Annotated in this window: 15 protein-coding genes and 1 tRNA gene; 15 read left to right on the forward strand and 1 reads right to left on the reverse strand. The window is 48.4% G+C overall.

Annotated elements, in window-relative coordinates:
* Nucleotides 1-577 precede the first annotated feature (577 nt).
* The 3 genes from SCIP_RS08260 to SCIP_RS00805 all read left to right on the forward strand — a co-directional run bounded on the left by SCIP_RS08260 (nucleotide 578) and on the right by SCIP_RS00805 (nucleotide 5,577).
* A complete protein-coding gene (locus SCIP_RS08260; protein ID WP_171821024.1) occupies nucleotides 578-4,051 on the forward strand; it encodes a Cna B-type domain-containing protein in 3,474 nt (1,157 codons plus the stop codon).
* Nucleotides 4,052-4,350: 299 nt separating this feature from the next.
* On the forward strand, nucleotides 4,351-5,313 hold the full coding sequence (locus tag SCIP_RS00800; RefSeq protein ID WP_006292593.1) for a glycosyltransferase family 8 protein: 963 nt from the start codon (nucleotides 4,351-4,353) through the stop codon (nucleotides 5,311-5,313).
* 187 nt (nucleotides 5,314-5,500) lie between these two features.
* A tRNA-Met gene (locus tag SCIP_RS00805) sits at nucleotides 5,501-5,577 on the forward strand.
* Here the strand turns inward: SCIP_RS00805 and SCIP_RS07710 are convergent.
* Entirely contained in the window at nucleotides 5,556-6,110 is a 555-nt protein-coding gene (locus SCIP_RS07710) for a hypothetical protein (protein WP_048349305.1), read from the reverse strand. The genes SCIP_RS00805 and SCIP_RS07710 overlap by 22 nt on opposite strands.
* 368 nt (nucleotides 6,111-6,478) lie before the next feature.
* Between SCIP_RS07710 and SCIP_RS00815 the strand changes: the two genes are divergently transcribed.
* The 12 genes from SCIP_RS00815 to SCIP_RS00870 all read left to right on the forward strand — a co-directional run bounded on the left by SCIP_RS00815 (nucleotide 6,479) and on the right by SCIP_RS00870 (nucleotide 18,413).
* Nucleotides 6,479-7,759, forward strand: a complete 1,281-nt coding sequence (locus SCIP_RS00815) for an MFS transporter (protein WP_006292594.1) — start codon at nucleotides 6,479-6,481, stop codon at nucleotides 7,757-7,759.
* Between the two features lie 193 nt (nucleotides 7,760-7,952).
* Complete coding sequence (gene atpB / locus SCIP_RS00820; protein WP_006292595.1) at nucleotides 7,953-8,795, forward strand: F0F1 ATP synthase subunit A; 843 nt, start codon at nucleotides 7,953-7,955, stop codon at nucleotides 8,793-8,795.
* A gap of 242 nt (nucleotides 8,796-9,037) precedes the next feature.
* Nucleotides 9,038-9,268, forward strand: coding sequence for an ATP synthase F0 subunit C (gene atpE, locus SCIP_RS00825; RefSeq protein ID WP_006292596.1), 231 nt, complete (start codon nucleotides 9,038-9,040; stop codon nucleotides 9,266-9,268).
* Nucleotides 9,269-9,347: 79 nt separating this feature from the next.
* Nucleotides 9,348-9,896 carry a F0F1 ATP synthase subunit B gene (locus tag SCIP_RS00830; protein WP_040590409.1) on the forward strand — a complete coding sequence of 183 codons (549 nt, stop codon included), beginning with the start codon at nucleotides 9,348-9,350 and terminating at the stop codon, nucleotides 9,894-9,896.
* A gap of 46 nt (nucleotides 9,897-9,942) precedes the next feature.
* On the forward strand, nucleotides 9,943-10,758 hold the full coding sequence (locus SCIP_RS00835) for a F0F1 ATP synthase subunit delta (RefSeq protein WP_006292598.1): 816 nt from the start codon (nucleotides 9,943-9,945) through the stop codon (nucleotides 10,756-10,758).
* Nucleotides 10,759-10,772: 14 nt separating this feature from the next.
* Nucleotides 10,773-12,476, forward strand: coding sequence for a F0F1 ATP synthase subunit alpha (atpA, locus tag SCIP_RS00840; RefSeq protein ID WP_006292599.1), 1,704 nt, complete (start codon nucleotides 10,773-10,775; stop codon nucleotides 12,474-12,476).
* A gap of 2 nt (nucleotides 12,477-12,478) precedes the next feature.
* The gene (locus tag SCIP_RS00845) at nucleotides 12,479-13,468 is read left to right on the forward strand and encodes a F0F1 ATP synthase subunit gamma (protein WP_006292600.1); all 990 of its coding nucleotides are present in this window, start codon (nucleotides 12,479-12,481) and stop codon (nucleotides 13,466-13,468) included.
* A gap of 13 nt (nucleotides 13,469-13,481) precedes the next feature.
* On the forward strand, nucleotides 13,482-14,975 hold the full coding sequence (gene atpD / locus SCIP_RS00850) for a F0F1 ATP synthase subunit beta (RefSeq protein WP_040590411.1): 1,494 nt from the start codon (nucleotides 13,482-13,484) through the stop codon (nucleotides 14,973-14,975).
* Nucleotides 14,976-14,977: 2 nt separating this feature from the next.
* Entirely contained in the window at nucleotides 14,978-15,280 is a 303-nt protein-coding gene (locus SCIP_RS00855; RefSeq protein WP_040590413.1) for a F0F1 ATP synthase subunit epsilon, read from the forward strand.
* A gap of 571 nt (nucleotides 15,281-15,851) precedes the next feature.
* Entirely contained in the window at nucleotides 15,852-16,865 is a 1,014-nt protein-coding gene (locus SCIP_RS00860; RefSeq protein WP_006292605.1) for an ABC transporter ATP-binding protein, read from the forward strand.
* The gene (locus tag SCIP_RS00865; protein WP_006292606.1) at nucleotides 16,862-17,635 is read left to right on the forward strand and encodes a hypothetical protein; all 774 of its coding nucleotides are present in this window, start codon (nucleotides 16,862-16,864) and stop codon (nucleotides 17,633-17,635) included. The genes SCIP_RS00860 and SCIP_RS00865 overlap by 4 nt, the downstream gene beginning before the upstream one ends.
* Nucleotide 17,636: 1 nt before the next feature.
* Nucleotides 17,637-18,413: a hypothetical protein gene (locus SCIP_RS00870; protein WP_006292607.1), complete on the forward strand. Its 777-nt coding sequence runs from the start codon at nucleotides 17,637-17,639 to the stop codon at nucleotides 18,411-18,413.
* The last annotated feature ends 32 nt before the right edge of the window (nucleotides 18,414-18,445 follow it).

An 18,445-nucleotide genomic window follows, 5' to 3' on the forward strand; every position in this document is an offset into this window, starting at 1 on the left:
ATCTCATATGGTGTCTCAAAAATTTTTAAAAAGCATAGCTTTCATGTGCAAACTCACTTGTTCTGGCGAATATATACTGAATTTAGGATATATATGATTCGAACTGTGATATGAGTAATATTGTAATTCGAAATCCTTTTAAATTCAGCATACTACTTCTTATTACAGATAGATGCGAGTATAACGAATATGTTAGCTGGAGAGCAAGTGGCCAAGATGAACTAAATTAACTTCGAGATACGGGAGACTGATCTAACGGGATACGGCTTTTGGATACTTGATACATCGGTATATCTGTCTCGCTAAAACCTTTGAAATTAGCAATCGATTGATCCAGGTTACAAAATATTTCAGCTCTAATGATATAAGAGTCACTTTTTGTGCGAGATATTTAACAAAAAATGTGTCCTATATGCCTCATACAATACGACGTAAAGATTGAGAGAAGAAGAGTTCTTATAACCAAAGATTCTCTGAGAAAGGAGAAAAAATGAGGTGGGGGAAAACTAAATTTCTCACTAAGCATAGGAAATTTAATTTTACACAACTCATACCAGTACTTTTCGCAATTTTCGCGATGCTGGTTTCCAATGTTCCCAGCAGTATAGCATATGCTGCCGGAAGTGACGTGAGCAGTGATGTAACATCTGTATCCGTTAATCCAGGCCATATCAATGACGGCGGGAAGACGACATTTAAGATGTCGTATGATGATCATGCCCAGAAGATACGGGGTGGCGATACCATTACTGTTAACTGGCCATCAAGCGGCACTGTTTACGGCGAAGGCTATTCAAAAACAATAGATCTCTTTATTGACGGTGTCAATGTAGGTGTCCTTAAAGTTACACCGCAGAACGCAGTAGTGACTTTTAACGACAATATCAACGATATGGAGAATGTCCATGGATGGGCAGAGTTCGATATCGAAGGAAGAAATCTAGCAGATACGAGTGATGAGAATACAGGCTCATTTACGATCTCTTCCGGCGGTTATTCTACTTCTGTATCTGTTACTAAACCAAAGTCGGGAACGACTGGTGTTTTCTACTATAAGACTGGGGATATGCAGCCAAGTGATACTGACCATGTTCGCTGGTTCCTTAATATGAATAACGAGAAAGCCTATGTTGATGGTCGTATTTATATTAAGGATCAAATTCAGCCTGGGCAAACGCTTGATACTACGAGTTTTGATATCACCGTTGACGGATATAGGACCGGACATTACAACGGTAAAGATGCTATTGCAAACTTCGAAAAAGACTTTCCAGGTTCTTCCATTTCTGTGGATGCCGCGTCCGGTGAACTTACAGTAGTAGTTCCTCAAGATCAGGCTAACCTCAATAGTTTCAGTATCATGTATCTTACTTCGGTTGATGATTACAATCAGAAACAGTTTGATAATAAGAGTCAAGCATGGTATCACGAGCACAACAAGGATGCTGTTAACGGTAAAGAGTTTGACCACACTGTCCAGAATGTAAATGCAGATGGCGGAATTGACGGACAAAATAAGACAACGGCTTCTGTCAAAAAAGTCTGGGATGACAATAATAACAGTATGCATAAGCGTCCGAGCAGTATCCTAGTTCAACTCTACGCAAATAATAAGGTGACAGGACAGCCAGTAACCCTAAGTTCTGCAAATAATTGGGAATATAAATGGGATTCACTAGTTAAGAATGTCAAAGGAGCTCCTGTAAAGTATACAGCTCGAGAAGTAACCGTACCAACGGGATACAAGTCAACATCCACATCTACCGGTGTAAACGAGATCACACTTACAAATAAGTATGAGAGTGTTGAAAAGATAGACATCACTGGTAAAAAAGTGTGGGATGATGCTGATAATCAGGATGGTGTTCGTCCTAGTGCTGTTACAATAACCTTGTTACAGAACGGGAAGGAATATCAAACTACACAAGCAACAGCAGCAAATAACTGGAAATATTCCTTCAACCAGGTGCCAAAGACAGACAGCAATGGTAATGCTTACACATACACTGTTAAAGAGGCAGCAGTCGAAGGATATACTTCGAAGGTTTCTGGGTATAATGTAACAAATATTCGCACTCCTGGTAAGACCTCGTTGTTTGTTGCTAAGAACTGGTGTGATGCTGATAACCAGGATGGTACCCGTCCAAGTTCTGTTCAGGTTCAGCTTTATGCTGACGGTGTTGCCACAGGTGACCCTGTTACGTTAAGCGAAGCAAATAAGTGGTCATACACATTTACTGGTTTGCCGGTGAATGCACGAGGGAATAAGATTGCTTACACCGTTAAGGAAGTCAATACCCCTAAAGGTTATACCTCTGTGGTCACTGGGGATGCTACTAAGGGTTATATTCTGACTAATAAGCATACTCCTGAAGCGACTGCTGTTTCTGTGGTAAAGAAGTGGTCTGATGCTGATAATCAGGATGGTACCCGCACCTCTTCTGTTCAGGTTCAGCTTTATGCTGATGGTGTTGCCACAGGTGACCCTGTTATTTTGAATGCTGCTAACAGCTGGAAGTATCAGTGGACTGGCCTGAAGGCCAAGAATAATGGTGCTGCTGTTGCTTACACCGTTAAGGAAGTCAATACTCCGGCTGGCTATACCGCTGAGGTTTCTGGCGATCAGACTTCTGGCTACACCCTGACTAATAAGCATGCTCCTGAAGTTACTGCTGTATGCGTTGCTAAGAAGTGGGTTGATGCTGATAATCAGGATGGTACTCGTCCGGATTCTGTTCAGGTTCAGCTTTATGCTGATGGTCAGGCTCAGGGTGATCCTGTTACTTTGAATGCTGCTAACAGCTGGAAGTATCAGTGGACTGGTCTGGCTAAGAACAAGGCTGGCAAGGCCATTGCCTACACAGTCAAGGAAGTTTCTGAAGCCAAGGGATACACGGCTGCTGTGGTTGGTGATGCTACTACTGGATATCTGGTGACCAATACTCATACACCTGAGGTGACTCGCGTTTATGGCCACAAGGTTTGGAATGATAACAATAACCAGGATGGTACCCGTCCTAAGACCATCATTGTCCGTCTGACTGCTAATGGTGGTACTGCCAAGGATGCTGCCGGTCAGGAAGTTAAGCCTCTGACTGTTGGTGATTCTGATGGCTGGAAGTTCTCCTTCAACAATCTGCCTGTTTACAAAGATGGGCATAAGATTGTCTATGCAATCACTGAAGACTCCAATGACGGTTACCAGCAGAAGTTCGATCTTTCTTATACTCATGAGCATGAGTACACCATTACCAACACTCATACTCCTGGTAAGACCTCTCTGTCTGTAGCCAAGAATTGGTCTGATGCTGATAATCAGGATGGTACCCGCACCTCTTCTGTTCAGGTTCAGCTTTATGCTGATGGTGTTGCCACGGGCGATCCTGTAACTCTGAATGCAGAGAATCAGTGGAAGTACAACTGGTCCGATCTTGACGTTTACAAGAATGGCACCCCAATCAAGTACACAGTCCAGGAGGTTAATACCCCTGAAGGCTACACTGCCAAGATCACAGGTGACGCTACCCAGGGTTATACCATTACCAATGAGCATACTCCAGAGGTAACTGCTGTATCTGTGGCCAAGGTTTGGGATGATAAGAATAATGCGGATAAGATCCGTCCGGATTCTGTTCAAGTTCAGCTTTATGCTGATGGTGTTGCCACAGGTGACCCTGTTACTTTGAATGCTGCTAACAGCTGGAAGTATCAGTGGACTGGTCTGGCTAAGAACAAGGCTGGCAAGGCCATCGCCTACACAGTCAAGGAAGTCAATACTCCTAAGGGATACACGGCTGCTGTGACTGGTGATGCTGAGACTGGGTTCACCATTACCAATACCCATCCGGTAAAGCCTCCAACACCTACAACTCCTCCTACGCCAAATAAACCCAGCAAGCCAGTAACTCCTCCGACTCCCAACAAGCCGCAGAAGCCAAAGCTGGCCCGCACTGGTACCGGCTTTATTGCCCTGGCTTCTGGTGTTCTGGTTGCTGCCGTTTTGGCTGTAATCCTCCTGGCCGTCCGTCGTCGTTCTGCAGATAAGGATTAGTTCTGCTACAACTCCGCCGCTCATGGAGAGCTCTGGAGTTGAGAGTTCTAGAGTCCGCATTCTGACCTATCAGGATGACATCCATAAGGATGGATGACCGCGAAAAGCCGAGCCCGCCTCACAGCGGGTCCGGCTTTTTGTTTTTGGCAAAGACTAAGATTATATACCAGTGAGTCAAATGGTAGCCTAATAGTAGGGGGAAAGATGCCGTTAGCATGTGCTTGGCTTTGTGCAGGTAAAATAGCGGCAATACCGTTTGAACACAGATATAAGCAAGTTTCTCATACCCGAGGTGCCTTATGCATGAAATAATCCCTGTTTTCTTTACAACTGACGAGTACTATGCCCCATACCTGTCTGTGGCACTCACCTCTCTGATTGCCAATACGGACCCCACCGCAGATAAATCTTACAGAATCATCATTGTTTACCATGATTTGAGCAAAGAAGCCCAGGACATATTCCGGTCCATGGCTACCAATCATGTAGCTATTGAGCTCTATCCGATTGAATCCTACATGCTGGAATCTATTAATTCGGACCGGAATAAGCTCAGGCAAGATTATGTGACCATGACTATCTACTTCCGTCTCTTTATTTCGCAGATGTTCCCGGATTTGGACAAAGCCATCTATTTGGATGCTGATACGATCACTAATGTTGATATAGCTGAGCTCTACCACATCGATTTGGGGGATAACTTAATTGGCGCGGTGAACGACAACTTCGTTGCCGCAACCCCTGAGACCTCCGACTATGTGCTCGATGCTTTGGGCATTCCGGCAAGCGACTACATCAACTCCGGGGTTTTACTCATGAACCTTAAAGCCATGCGGGAAAAACATTTTGTTGATCGCTTCACCAGTCTGCTCAACACCTACCATGTGGAATCCATCGCCGTGGATCAGGATTACCTGAACGTAATGTGCAAGGGGAAAATTCTGATGCTGGGCTATGAGTGGAACACCATGATGGCTGACGGAACCGAGGGGCCAGCTCATCCCAAGATTATTCACTACAATCTCTTTAGAAAGCCCTGGCATTACAGAGATGCCATCAATGCCGATTATTTCTGGCGTTACGCTGAAGGGTCTGCCTATTACCCTCAGTTGGTTTCCACAGTAGAGAATTTTACTGAAACGGACGTAAACTCTGACGCCCGTAAAAAAGCCCGTCTGGTTGCTGACGCAATCCGTATGCCCCACAATGAGGTCACCTTCCGCAAGTTGCAGGAGAAGGGAGTGCAAATTACCCTGAACTAGGGGATACGGGGGAGTATATAGGCTTTTAAGACCAAGGCGAAAATTTTAGGCTAGAGCCAAGGCCTGTGCTAGAGGCTGTTTGTCAGAGATGGTATTTTCCCCATTTCCCCACAAGCGCAATTCCGACACGCGATTTGACAAATCTGAGATTGCCACTAACCTTGTAAGAGCTGTTTTAAACAGCCGTCGCGGGATGGAGCAGCTCGGTAGCTCGCTGGGCTCATAACCCAGAGGTCACAGGTTCAAATCCTGTTCCCGCTACCAGGAAACCGCTCGGAATCGTGGGATTCCAGCGGTTTTTGCTTTTTCTGCTTTCCTTTGCTTCTTTGCCAGAGGACCAGCATAACCACTGTTAACAGTAGAAGGAGAAATGTTGCAACGTTAGCATAAACAGAAGCCTTTGCTGCTGGCAGGGTAGAACGAATGGCATGAACGCTTTCATAAAGCGCCCCATCTTTACTGTAGCGATAAAAAGTTGTACTGTGTCCTTTTACATATTTGGAAGGATTATTAACTCCCACCTGATCCTCAGAACCATCATCAAGCCGTACTGTTAAGGTATAGGTTTCTCGGATTGTTGTGGTGCGATTGGTAGGATGGGATACCCCTGTAGTTTTCACAGCATTTTCAGGAGACGCCTGCACCTCTGTATAAGAGATGGGGGACTGATATACGAAAATGTTCAGTACAATAGATATCACCAGCGATATAGCAAAGAGAAGGGCAGCTATACTAGTCTGCTTTTTTAATTTCTGCGAATCAAACCGATCAGATGATTTCTTCTGTTCCTGCTGCATTGCTGTCACCTCTCCGATTAGGGATTAATTATTGAAAAAAGCTGAAGATATTTTTGGAGATTTCCCTTAGTTTATCACGATATTCTTGGATACTCAACCTGGTTCCTTTCCCTTGATCGTTGCCTTGTTCTCGGAGTGTCGAGTTGAAAAAATGTAATATACATACTATACATTGTATATGTGTAAATAATATGCGAATTAAGTGAACCTTATTGTTATATGCAAAGACTGGGGAAAATTATATGTGGATTTGGCGATACGAATCTGGTTCGTTCGCTGAAGGACACTGCTGACTGGGTTAAAAATGATACTAACTGTGCTCAGAAACTGTGTTCAGATTGATCTTTTGACATGGGAGGTGCGACGATATGAGATTGGCTGATAAGTATACATATAACTTTCGGCAGCTGATATTGGGCAAGAGTTTCCTCAATATTGCCGATAGTTTTTATGCCGTTGCCCTCACCGTTGCCCTGGTAAAAGCCTATAACATTGAAGCCGGATCCTTATCAATTTTTACTCTTGTATCTATGCTGCCTGCCATGGTTGGCTTCCTCTTTGGGCATCTGATTGACCGGATCGTCGATAAGAAAAAATGGCTGGTCATTTTGCAGTCAGTTTACCTCGTTCTTGTAACGGTGATTATACTGTGCCTGCTTTCTCACTGGCCACTGGTTATTCTTTTCTTTATTAATTTCCTCTTCTACCTGGTAAGCACTGTTATCGGTGCCCTGGATACCAGCGTTGTTCCCCAGGCTCTGGATGATAATGAAGATCTCATTGAGAAATCTGTTGACATTCAGTATCTCACCTCAAACATTCTGAATATTGCAGCGAATTTCCTGGCATCAGTGCTCCTGGGCCTGGTCTCTTACTTTGTGGTTTTGAACATCAGCATCCCCTTCTTCATTGCCGGTATTTTCTTTTTCTGGAGTATGCACATTACTCCGAGAAAAATGCATATACAGGAAATAGATACCGACCCAAGCAGGGAGGGCGCACACGCTGCAGGTATGGATCGCCTTCACGGATATCTTCAGGATGTGCGGGCCTCTCTGTCTTATTTCGCCCAGCAGAAGGTTTCGTCTTCCATTATTCTTATTGAGGCTTTTCTCAGCGGGGCCCTGGACGTGTTGATAGCGCTCATGCCCCTCTATCTCATCTCTATCCGTGTGAACGTGAAGAGGCTGGGATTTGTCCTTGCTGTTCAGCAGGGGTCAGATCTTCTGGGTTCCCTGCTTGCCCCATTTATTAAGATCAAACCAACTCACTTCTTCTGCTGGGATTATATGATTTCCGGGACCGCTCTGCTTCTGGTCTTTCTAGTCCCCTCTGTGGGAGCAAAACTGGCTCTTTTCGCCCTGGGCTTTGTGACTATTGGGATCTCCGGCAACTACTTCAGCAAGATGCTGTTTGGTTCCTACGAACACAGTCGGCTGGGAAGCGTAGATACCATCATTCGGGCTCTTTATGCAATTTTTGGAATTATTTTTCTGATTGTTCCTCTTTTCTACAGCAATGTTTATGTTCTGGGAATTGTGTTTAACGCCCTGACCATAGCCTTTGGCATTGGGCTGGCTCTCATCATTTATGGTTCTGCCTTCTTCCGCAGACGGGCGATTGAGGGAAACGCTGTCAGTAAAAGTTGAGCAATGGCCCTTGGCCGCGTTATGATGGTAAACAAAAGGGGCGGCAGCCCCTTAAAACGCTTACAAATCCAAGACGCAGCATTTGCTTGCTGAGTCTGGCAGCTGAAAGTCACGAAACGCGCAGGCAGTGCACAGGTACTTTTTTCGCGTTCAAGGACTATAGTTAGTCGGGTTTGTATAAAGGAGGCGATATATGACTGGTTTTCTGGGACATAGTATCCTTGGCGCTTATACAGCGGCACAGTCATCCGTCACTTTGTCAGCTATGAAACTTCCTAAGCTTCCTGGACTGGAAGATTTTCTCCCTGAACAGAATCTCTTTCAGGGAACTTTCTTTGCCATGAACCGGATTATTATGATCCGCCTCATCATGACCTTCCTGATTGTCCTCATCCTTGGTATTACTGCGGCCCGGGCAAAACTGATCCCCAGCCGCTGGCAGGGAGCAGTGGAATGGGTAATTGAGTTTGTTCAAAACAATATTACCTTCCAGGTAATGGGTGAACTTCGCGGGAAAAAATACACGCCCCTGATTACATCAATTTTTTTGACGATTGCATGTTTTAATCTGTGCGGTGTTATTCCCGGAGCTAATATAGCGGCAACAGCAACAGTGGTTATGCCCCTCTTTTTTGCCCTAGTCACAGTCTTCAATTATTGCTGGACGGCTCATAAGGAGCAGGGTTTCTTCAAGTTCCTGCGCAACGAGATGTTCCCCCCGGGAGTTCCCTGGCCGGTATACATTATTCTCGCCCCTATTCAGCTGCTGGAAATATTTATTTTCCGGCCCCTGTCCCTGACACTGCGACTCTTTGCCAACATGATTTCTGGCCATTTAATTGTGGCCATCTGCTTCTGCCTGACTCAGTTCTACCTGGTTTCGCAGGCAGGTCCCATCAAGATTGTTGGCGGGGTATGGTTCCTGGGCGGCTTTGTTCTCACCTGCTTTGAGATATTCGTTGCCCTGCTTCAGGCCTATATTTTCGCGGTGCTGACTACAGTTTACATCAACTCCAGCTTCCCTGAGGCTGAGTGATGAGAGACAAAGCCCGTGCCGTAAATGAAGAATGGCATCATAACTGAATAACTGAATAATGATAAGTAAGGTACTTACGCAGATAAATGCATAGTGCAATAATGCATAAGTAGTATATAAGAAAAAGAAAAAATAAGATAAGACTTAAGGAAACTTAAGACACAGACAGAAGGACCTGCCTCGGCAGAGTCAGGCTGGATGTGTTAAATTTTACGACGACAGTCGCAATAAGGAGGAAACACATGGATCTCGTGACACTCGCAGCAGTTGGCGGAAACCTCAGCGTTCTTGGCTATGGTTTGGCCACCCTTGGGCCCAGCATTGGCTTGGGTATGATCTTCGGCAAGGCTTTGGAATCCACTGCCCGTCAGCCTGAGGTCAGCAATAAGCTCAACACCATTATGTACATTGGCTTCGCTGTGGTTGAGGTTCTTGCTCTGCTTGGTTTCGTTGCCTTCCTGATGGCTAAGTAGCCTTTGCTGGATACTTCCAGAAATCACAACGAAATCAGTAAGTCGATGCGCAATTGCAATTACTTCAAGGAGGCAAGCAGTGATTCTCGCTGAAAAGGTGAGCGGTACTGAGCTTTTCTTGCCAGAAACATATGACATGTTCTGGTCGTTTGTCATCCTCGTGATTCTGGGCATCTTTTTCTTCGTCTTCTTCATGCCTAAGTTCCAGAAAATCTTTGATGAGCGTGCGTCTCGGATTGAGGGGAACATTTCCCAGGCTGAAAAAGCCAAAAAGGAAGCTGAAGAGGCCCGTCAAAAGTACGAGGATCGGCTGAAGAATGCCAGGGTAGAGGCTTCAAAGATTCGCGATAATGCCAGGGCTGAAGCATCAAATATCATTGCTGATGCCCGTTCCCGGGCAGAGTCTGAAGCTAAGCAGATCTCTGATAATGCTGAACGGTCTATTGAATCCCAGCAGCAGCAGGCTCTAGTCAGCCTGAAAGGGGAGGTTGGTGCTCTGGCTACGGCTTTGGCAGGAAAGATTCTCAATACTCAGCTTCAGCAGTCTGATGTTCAGGATTCCATAATTGATTCCATGATTGCCAATCTGGAAACGTCAGGAAAGGCCGAAGGCTCACAGGGTGAGTGACATTATGCGGGTGAACAGATTGATGATCCTAGCGGGGAGGTGACATATGCGCGGAGAAATATCACTCGTATCTGAAAAGTCAGTGAGGGAACGATTCCTCCCACGACTGAAAGAGGCAGGCGAGTCGGCTGGTTCCATAGCTGAAGAACTCTTCGGTTTTTCTTCCGTTTTGGATTCAAACCGAAAATTGGAACGAGCATTAACAGACCCGGCCAGGAGCACTGCTGATAAGCAGGAGCTGCTCTCTGCCATTGTTGCTGATAAGGTTCAGCCTCTGACTCTGGAAATCCTCAAGGCTTTGACAGAATGCCAGTGGAGCCGGGTGGATCACATCTCCAACAGCGTGGAAGATCTGGCTATAGATGCTATTGCCTGCCAGGCGGATGCGGAAGGCAAGATTGGGCGAGTAGCGGTGGAATTGGCGAAAATTCACTCAGCTCTTCTTAACCTGACTGCTGTCCGTTCCTACCTGTCCGATACCTACATACCTGCCGACAGGCGGGTGGAGTGTCTGAGGGCTCTTTTGGCTGGGAATGATCTTGACCCCATTACCATGAGGCTGGCAGAACATTCAACAAGAGATCTGCGCAACAGACGGTACTTGTCTACCTTGTCCTGGCTGATTGGGAAGATCTCCGAACACAGCGGAGAAACGGTAGTGACCGTTACCTCAGCTGTCCCCCTGTCTGACACTCAGACTCAGAAAATAGCCGAGATTTATGCCCGCAAACTTAATCATCCTGTTCATATCAACTCAGTCGTAGACAGTACCGTTATTGGCGGTCTGCGTGTACAGGTTGGAGCAGAAGTAACAGATACAACAGTTGTGGCACAGCTGCGCCATTTGCAGCAGGTGCTGTAGAAAAGGAGTGATCAATGGCAGAATTGACCATCGATCCCGCCGCGATACGTCAGGCGCTTGATAACTTTGTGGAGTCCTATACTCCGACAAGCGCACCGACCCAGGAAGTCGGCTATGTGAAGACCGCAGGGGACGGCATTGCCCAGGTAGAAGGTCTGCCCGGGTGCATGGCTAATGAATTACTGACCTTTGAAGATGGGACCTTGGGCCTTGCCTTCAACCTTGATGCCCGTGAAATCGGTGTGGTTATTCTTGGTGACTTTGCCGGGATTGAGGAAGGACAGGAAGTAAGGCGGACCGGAGAGGTTCTGTCTGTTCCTGTTGGTGATGGCTATTTGGGCCGTGTGGTAGATCCTTTGGGCAGCCCAATTGACGGGTTGGGCCCTATCGCCAGCGAAGGCCGGCGAATTCTGGAAGCCCAGGCTCCCGATGTGATGCATCGGCATCCTGTGGATCAGCCAATGGAAACCGGGATTAAAGCTATCGACGCCATGACCCCTATTGGACGCGGCCAGCGCCAGCTGATTATTGGTGACCGACAGACAGGTAAGACTGCCATTGCCATCGATACCATTATTAATCAGAAAAAGAACTGGGAGTCAGGCGATCCCAACAAGCAGGTCCGCTGCATTTATGTGGCTGTGGGACAGAAAGGCTCTACCATTGCTGCTGTCCGTGCTTCTTTGGAAGATGCCGGAGCTATGGCCTACACTACGATTGTGGCTTCTCCTGCTTCTGATTCCGCAGGTTTTAAGTATATTGCCCCCTATACGGGCTCGGCAATTGGCCAGCACTGGATGTATAAGGGCAAGCATGTGCTCATTGTTTTTGATGATCTGAGCAAGCAGGCTGAGGCTTATCGATCCATTTCCCTCCTCCTGCGCCGGCCGCCGGGGCGTGAGGCATATCCTGGCGATGTTTTCTACCTGCACTCCCGCCTTCTTGAGCGCTGTGCACGCTTGTCCGATGATATGGGCGGTGGTTCTATGACTGGCCTGCCTATCATTGAGACGAAGGCGAACGATGTGTCTGCCTACATTCCCACCAACGTTATTTCCATTACTGACGGGCAGATCTTTCTTCAGTCTGACCTCTTTAATGCTAATCAGAGGCCGGCAGTCGATGTAGGTATCTCTGTCTCCCGTGTGGGTGGTGCTGCACAGACCAAGGCCCTGAAGAAAGTTTCCGGAACTCTGAAGATTTCTCTGGCCCAGTATCGGTCTTTGGAATCCTTCGCTATGTTTGCTTCTGATCTGGATGCGGCTTCAAAGGCCCAGCTGACCCGGGGAGCCCGTCTGATGGAGCTGCTCAAGCAGCCTCAGTTCTCTCCTTACTCTTCTGAGCAGGAGGTGGTGTCAATTTGGACCGGTACTCACGGCTGGCTGGATGACCTTGATTTAGTGGATGTTCTGCCTTTCGAACGTGGTCTGCTGGATTATGTGGATCATAACACTGATATTCTGTCGGTCATTCGGGAAACGGGCGATTTTACAGCTGACACGGAAAAGAAGCTGGAAGAAGCCGTTAAAGCTTTCCGCAGAGTTTATGTCAAGCAGGATGGAACCCCTCTGGTCAATGCCAAGGAAGGGAAGGAAGCCCCGACCAAGGTTGAGCAGGAGACTATTGCCACCCGCCGCCGGTCGGAGCGGAATCAGTCTGGCTCAGCACAGGATGGACAGACCAATCAGGCTGACCAGGCAGGTCGGAAGGCTGAGTAAGTATGGCTTCACAGCTTGCATTCAAATCGCGCATTGCATCTACTGAATCGTTGAAGAAAATCTTCAATGCACAGGAGATGATTGCCTCTTCCCGCATCGCTAAAACCCGCGATGTTGCGCTTGCTGCCAAGCCTTTTTCTGATGCCATTTATGACGCTGTCCGGGCCTTGGCTGCCCATACTCACCTGGATCACCCCATCCTGGGCAAAAACGAAGATAATCCGCGGGTTGCAGTCTTGGCCCTGACGTCTGACAGGGGAATGGCAGGGGCTTATACCTCTTCCATCATCCGGGAAACGGAGACCCTGCTCAACAGGCTGGAAAAGCAGGGCAAGGAGCCTCAACTCTTTGTCTACGGCCGCCGAGGTGTTACCTACTACCGCTATCGCAACAGGCAGGTTGCAGCAACCTGGCAGGGAGAATCTGATGCTCCAACTGTTGGCATGGCTGCACGAATTTCCAAGACACTTTTTGAGTCGTATATGGCGCCTGCCTCAGAAGGCGGCGTCAGCGAGTTCTATATTGTATTCACTGAATTCGTTAATATGGTCGTTCAAAAGGTTCGGATTCTGCGGATGCTTCCGGTGGAAGTCAAGCTATTGGATGATGAGGATGTTGATAGCGGTCGGACTGAGGGCAATCGAAAGGATCGACTGCAGGATAAAGATCAGTCGAACCAGGAGGAAGACTCCGGCCCCGTTTTTGAGGTCACGAAAGCTCCGCCCCTGTATTCCTTTGAACCCAGTGCGGAAAAAGTCCTTGACAACATTATGCCTAAGTACATTCAGTCTCGTGTTCATGAATGCCTGCTGACTGCAGCTGCATCGGAAACTGCCAGCCGGCAGAACGCTATGCATACTGCTACAGATAATGCAGGCAAGCTGGTAGATGAACTGACCAGGAAGCTCAATGCATCCCGACAAGCCTCCATTACACAGGAACTGACAGAAATCGTCGGCAGCGCCGATGCGCTGAAAACCGAAATAGAATAAAGGAAGGAGCACAATGGCACTGGAAAATGCTTCTGCGACCCTGAAAAACGAGCAGCTGGATGAGTCTCAGGCTGTCAAGGGCCGTGTAACCCGTGTCCAGGGCTCGGTTATTGATATCGAGTTCCCCATTGGGCACATGCCTGATATTTATAATGCTTTGACGGTAGAAATCCCGGCTGTGGGAACCGTTGAAGGGGAAAGCAGCGCTACTATTACGCTGGAAGTTGAGCAGCACCTGGGCGATTCCATCGTGCGTGCTGTGGCCCTTAAGCCTACAGATGGCCTGGTTCGAGGAGCTATTGTTACCGATACCGGCGGCCCCATTGAGGTCCCGGTGGGCGATGTGACCCTGGGACATGTTTTTGATGTGTCCGGTCATATTCTCAACAGCAAGGAAGGGGAAGACCTGACCGTTACCGAGCGGTGGCCTATTCACCGGGCTGCTCCTCCCTTTGACCAGCTGGAATCCAAGACCGAGATGTTTGAAACTGGCATTAAGGTCATTGATCTGCTGACTCCTTATGTTCAAGGTGGCAAGATTGGACTTTTCGGCGGCGCTGGTGTGGGCAAGACCGTTCTGATTCAGGAAATGATTCAGAGGGTAGCCCAGAATCACGGTGGTGTTTCTGTTTTTGCCGGTGTTGGCGAGCGTACCCGTGAGGGTAATGATCTGATTGGTGAAATGGAAGAAGCCGGTGTTTTGGGTAAAACCGCGCTGGTTTTCGGTCAAATGGATGAGCCTCCAGGGACCCGTCTGCGGGTTCCTCTGACCGCCCTGACCATGGCAGAGTATTTCCGCGATGTCCAGAACCAGGATGTGCTTCTTTTTATCGACAACATCTTCCGCTTCACTCAGGCTGGTTCTGAGGTATCCACCCTGCTGGGCCGTATGCCGTCAGCAGTGGGCTATCAGCCGAATCTGGCCGATGAAATGGGATCCCTTCAGGAACGCATTACCTCAACCCGGGGTCATTCCATTACCTCTCTACAGGCAATTTACGTGCCTGCGGATGATTACACCGATCCTGCCCCCGCGACGACCTTTGCTCATCTGGATGCTACTACGGAACTATCTCGTGACATTGCTTCCAAGGGTATTTATCCGGCAGTAGACCCCCTGTCGTCAACGTCCAGAATCCTGGATCCCCGCTATGTGGGTCAGGCCCATTACGACTGTGCCAACAGGGTCAAGGCTATTCTCCAGCGTAATAAGGAGCTTCAGGATATTATTGCTCTGATCGGTATTGATGAGCTGGGTGAAGAAGATAAAACCACTGTAGCCCGTGCCCGCCGTATTGAGCAGTTCCTGGGACAGAACTTCTATGTGGCAGAAAAGTTCACTGGCCGTCCTGGTTCCTATGTTCCTGCTGATGAAACCATTGAGGCCTTCACCCGGATTTGCGATGGTGTCTATGACAAGGTTCCTGAACAGGCCTTCTCCGGCATTGGTGGAATTGATGATCTGGAGCGCAAATGGCATGATCTGCAAAAGGAATTGGGAGAGTGAGCATGACTGGCTCTGATAAGGCAATAATTACAGTTAATGTAGCTGCTTCAGACCGACCGATCTGGTCGGGTAAGGCTTCCTATGTTGTGGTGCCTTCGACCAACGGTGCCATGGGGATCCTGCCCAATCATGAGCCGATTCTTTCCCTTTTAGATGATGGGCCTCTAACTGTTACCGATCTGGAAGGAGTGAAGCACACTTTCCAGGTCAGTGACGGTTTTGTTTCTTTCGATGATAACCGCCTGACCGTGGCTATTGAGCGCTGTTCGGTTGAGCAAAAGGGGAATTCGGTTCCGGCTCAGTAATAGTGCAACAGTACAGGCAGGCAGTAGTGCTGTTGGACAATAGTGCGGCTGACAGTGCGGCTGGGTCCGGAAGATCCACCTGAGAGGCAGCCGACAGCATTAGTTTTGCTCGCCTGACTGTCTGACTGTATCAATCCCATATCTCCTTTTCCCGTATCTTCTTGGTGAGGTACGGGATTTTTTATGTACAATTTGCTCTGCTGGCTTGCTCTGCTGAGTCACTTACTCTGTTGGGGCGGGCCGCAAAAGCACACAGTCCACAGCAGTAGCAGAGTCAGTCTGCCCTGTGCACTGGTCCGGAGCCTGTGCACTGGTCCTAAGAATAAGATAAGTTAAAAGCAACCAACGCCTGATTTATCGTGCTTAGTAATGAAAGAATAAATTAGTTAATCAGGCTTTACCCAGGGAGTGCATATGTTTGCCGCCGTATCAGAAGCTCAGCCAGCAGATAAGCTGCAAGTCAGAGAGCTGCTGTGCGTTCAAGGAGCATCAGTCATGAATACATCCATCATTATTAATTTATTACTGTAAACTGTTGGACTGAAGGCTCCAACAGTACAAGGAGCCACTCATGAAGCTCATCAATCAGGCAGACCAGAGCAGCAGCCCTGTTCTGCAGATTAATCATGTTTCACGCGCCTTCAATAAAGGACAAGTAGAGGCTGTCAGCGACCTGAACCTGAATCTGTCTCAGGGCCAGATTCTGGGACTGATCGGCCTTAACGGGGCGGGGAAGACCACTACCGTCAAAATGTGTGCTACTCTGCTCAACCCTTCCGCAGGGACTATTACAGTCTGTGGGTATGATACGGTCAGGCATCCGGCACAAGCCCGCAGACATATGGGTCTCATGCTGGGAGGAAGCACCGGATTCTATCCCCGGACATCAGTGAAAGATAATTTGCTTTTCTTCGCCGATATTGCCGGGCTACCGGCAGACAAGCGCCAGGAGGAAGTTTCCAGGGTTTTGGCCCAGGTAGAGCTCAGAAATCTGGCTGATAAAAAAGCCTATGAACTCTCCCGGGGGCAATATCAGCGTCTACATATTGCCCGTAGTTTGCTGGGGTCTGTCGATCTTCTCCTTCTGGATGAACCGACTTCAGGTCTGGACCCGGATGTTGCCCTACACATCCGCAGTCTGATTCGATCTATCGCTGCTCAGGGCAGGGCTATCCTGCTCACGTCTCATTCTATGGAAGAAGTTGAGGAACTTGCCACCTCTTTTCTGGTGATGAGCCACGGCCGCATGAAGGTTTCCGGCAGTCTTGCTGATGTAGCTGCCTATGCCCATGTGTATCAAACGACAATTGCTGACTTTGCCCCTGACAATTCTTATGATCTGTCTGACCTAAGGAAAGAGCTGGCAGGATCGGCCAGAATGATGGCCCGTTCTGCCGGCAGTCAGTGGAGGGTTACTATCTGGTGGAAGGATTCCCCTGAAATGAGCAGGGATCGAATCAATCAGCTGACAACAGATCTGTGCAGGAAGTTTCATCTGGAATCTGTTTTTACCCGGCCGGCCAACCTGGAAGATGCCTTTCTGGCTATTGCTCAGATGCCCGATCAGATTGAGGAGGAAGCATGACTCCAGCACGTTTCCTACGCATAGCCTGGTTTGAACTGAGACAGTTTGCTTCTGTGGGTTATTTTGCTCAGACTGTCATTTTTGCTACCCTGTCCGCCTGTATTGTGCAGAGGCTGGGAGTACTGGCCTGGCATGCTGACCCCTATCTGTGCTTTCTTCGGTCTGCTGCCATTGGTATGTGGACTTCAGCAATCAGCGCTGCCGGCATCATTGGGTTTGAGCGGTCTAAGGGGACCCTGGTCTATTTAGTATCAGGAAAAACAGATATCCTTCTGACCCTAACAGCTCTGGTCTCTTCGGTTGCCACCTTTAGTCTGCTCTCTTTCCCCCTTGCCGGCCTTGTCTGGCTGATACCGGGCAGATCCGGACTCACCCTGTCAGCCCTGCTCGCTCATCTGCCTGCACTGCTGACGGGAATGATTCTCTTCTGGCTGGCGTCACTGTCAATTACCTATGTTCTGGCCCTACTTTCAGTCATAACGCCCAGGGCTTTGGCTTATGAAGGTCTTATTTTGACCCCGGCCCTGTTCTTTTCGGGGATTTTTCCGTCTCAATCTCCGATATATCAGAAGCTGCAGATGGTTTTTACTTTTCTTCTTCCCACAACTCCTGCCACCACTTTCCTCTATGCTTACGCTCAGCCAGGGGTTATGATTCGCTCCGGAATCATCTGTCTGGCAGTTACCGGACTGTGGCTGCTGGGGGCCCGCCTGGTTGCAGGCCGGGTTTTTAAGGCCATGCGGACTCTGGGCACTGTAGAGGTGATCTGACATGAAACAGATCAGATGCTTCTTTTCCCGTTTGAAGACAGTTATGAAGGTCAGCCGTCATGCTTCCCAAGCCTTGGCTACCACAACCACAGCCCTGGTTTCCATAGTACTGATTCCTTTATGCGACGTTCTTTTCTCCCTGCTCATGGGGATTAGCCTCCAGTCAGATAATGTGGTTCGCATAGGATACGCCAGTACTTTGGTAGGAATGGCGGTTACTGCCATGTCTTTTATTAATCAAAGCCTGGTCTACGCCCGCTGGGTTGGGGTTCTTCAGGATATTATTCTCTGGAGAGGGTCTTACCCGATTTACTGGCTGGGAATTTCCTGCTGGGCTGCCCTGGCTGCTCTTGGCATGGGGTTGGTACCGCTGACTGCTTCTTTTGCCTTTGATCCGTCCCATAACGGTCAGCTTCTGCTGACAGCTTTTGCAGCCGCTCCCTTCTCCATTCTGGTGGGCTTGTCTTTAGGAATCCTCACCTCAGCTGCCGGACTGATAATGAATGATCCCTATGCCCTGTCCAATGCTCTTGCTTTTATCCTGCCTTTAACCGCAGGGAGTATTGTTCCGCTCACCTCCTACCCAGGTTCTTGGGGAAAGATTCTTCTTTTCTTCCCCCTGTCTGCTTTGGTAGGGATTCTGACCGGTTCTGCTTCCTGGGGCTGGGGGATAGGGCTTAATCTTGGCTACGCTCTTGCCGGGGCCGGCTGCGGATTCTTGTTCCTGCATCTGTCTGCCCGCCTGCTCAGATCCGGGCGGCTGAAGCCAATTCAGTAGATGCTGCATCCTGTTACGTTTGTCAGGGCTTC

The organism is Scardovia inopinata JCM 12537 (assembly GCF_001042695.1).
Lineage (GTDB): Bacteria > Actinomycetota > Actinomycetes > Actinomycetales > Bifidobacteriaceae > Scardovia > Scardovia inopinata.

Bases quoted from the DNA above. Each gene is read 5' to 3' on its own strand.
- SCIP_RS07710 (WP_048349305.1), bottom strand. From the start codon at position 6,110: ATGCAGCAGGAACAGAAGAAATCATCTGATCGGTTTGATTCGCAGAAA.
- SCIP_RS00800 (WP_006292593.1), top strand. From the start codon at position 4,351: ATGCATGAAATAATCCCTGTTTTCTTTACAACTGACGAGTACTATGCC.
- SCIP_RS00870 (WP_006292607.1), top strand. From the start codon at position 17,637: ATGAAACAGATCAGATGCTTCTTTTCCCGTTTGAAGACAGTTATGAAG.
- SCIP_RS00815 (WP_006292594.1), top strand. From the start codon at position 6,479: ATGAGATTGGCTGATAAGTATACATATAACTTTCGGCAGCTGATATTG.
- atpD (WP_040590411.1), top strand. From the start codon at position 13,482: ATGGCACTGGAAAATGCTTCTGCGACCCTGAAAAACGAGCAGCTGGAT.
- SCIP_RS00860 (WP_006292605.1), top strand. From the start codon at position 15,852: ATGAAGCTCATCAATCAGGCAGACCAGAGCAGCAGCCCTGTTCTGCAG.
- SCIP_RS00855 (WP_040590413.1), top strand. From the start codon at position 14,978: ATGACTGGCTCTGATAAGGCAATAATTACAGTTAATGTAGCTGCTTCA.
- atpE (WP_006292596.1), top strand. From the start codon at position 9,038: ATGGATCTCGTGACACTCGCAGCAGTTGGCGGAAACCTCAGCGTTCTT.
- SCIP_RS08260 (WP_171821024.1), top strand. From the start codon at position 578: ATGCTGGTTTCCAATGTTCCCAGCAGTATAGCATATGCTGCCGGAAGT.
- SCIP_RS00845 (WP_006292600.1), top strand. From the start codon at position 12,479: ATGGCTTCACAGCTTGCATTCAAATCGCGCATTGCATCTACTGAATCG.
- SCIP_RS00865 (WP_006292606.1), top strand. From the start codon at position 16,862: ATGACTCCAGCACGTTTCCTACGCATAGCCTGGTTTGAACTGAGACAG.
- atpB (WP_006292595.1), top strand. From the start codon at position 7,953: ATGACTGGTTTTCTGGGACATAGTATCCTTGGCGCTTATACAGCGGCA.
- SCIP_RS00835 (WP_006292598.1), top strand. From the start codon at position 9,943: ATGCGCGGAGAAATATCACTCGTATCTGAAAAGTCAGTGAGGGAACGA.
- atpA (WP_006292599.1), top strand. From the start codon at position 10,773: ATGGCAGAATTGACCATCGATCCCGCCGCGATACGTCAGGCGCTTGAT.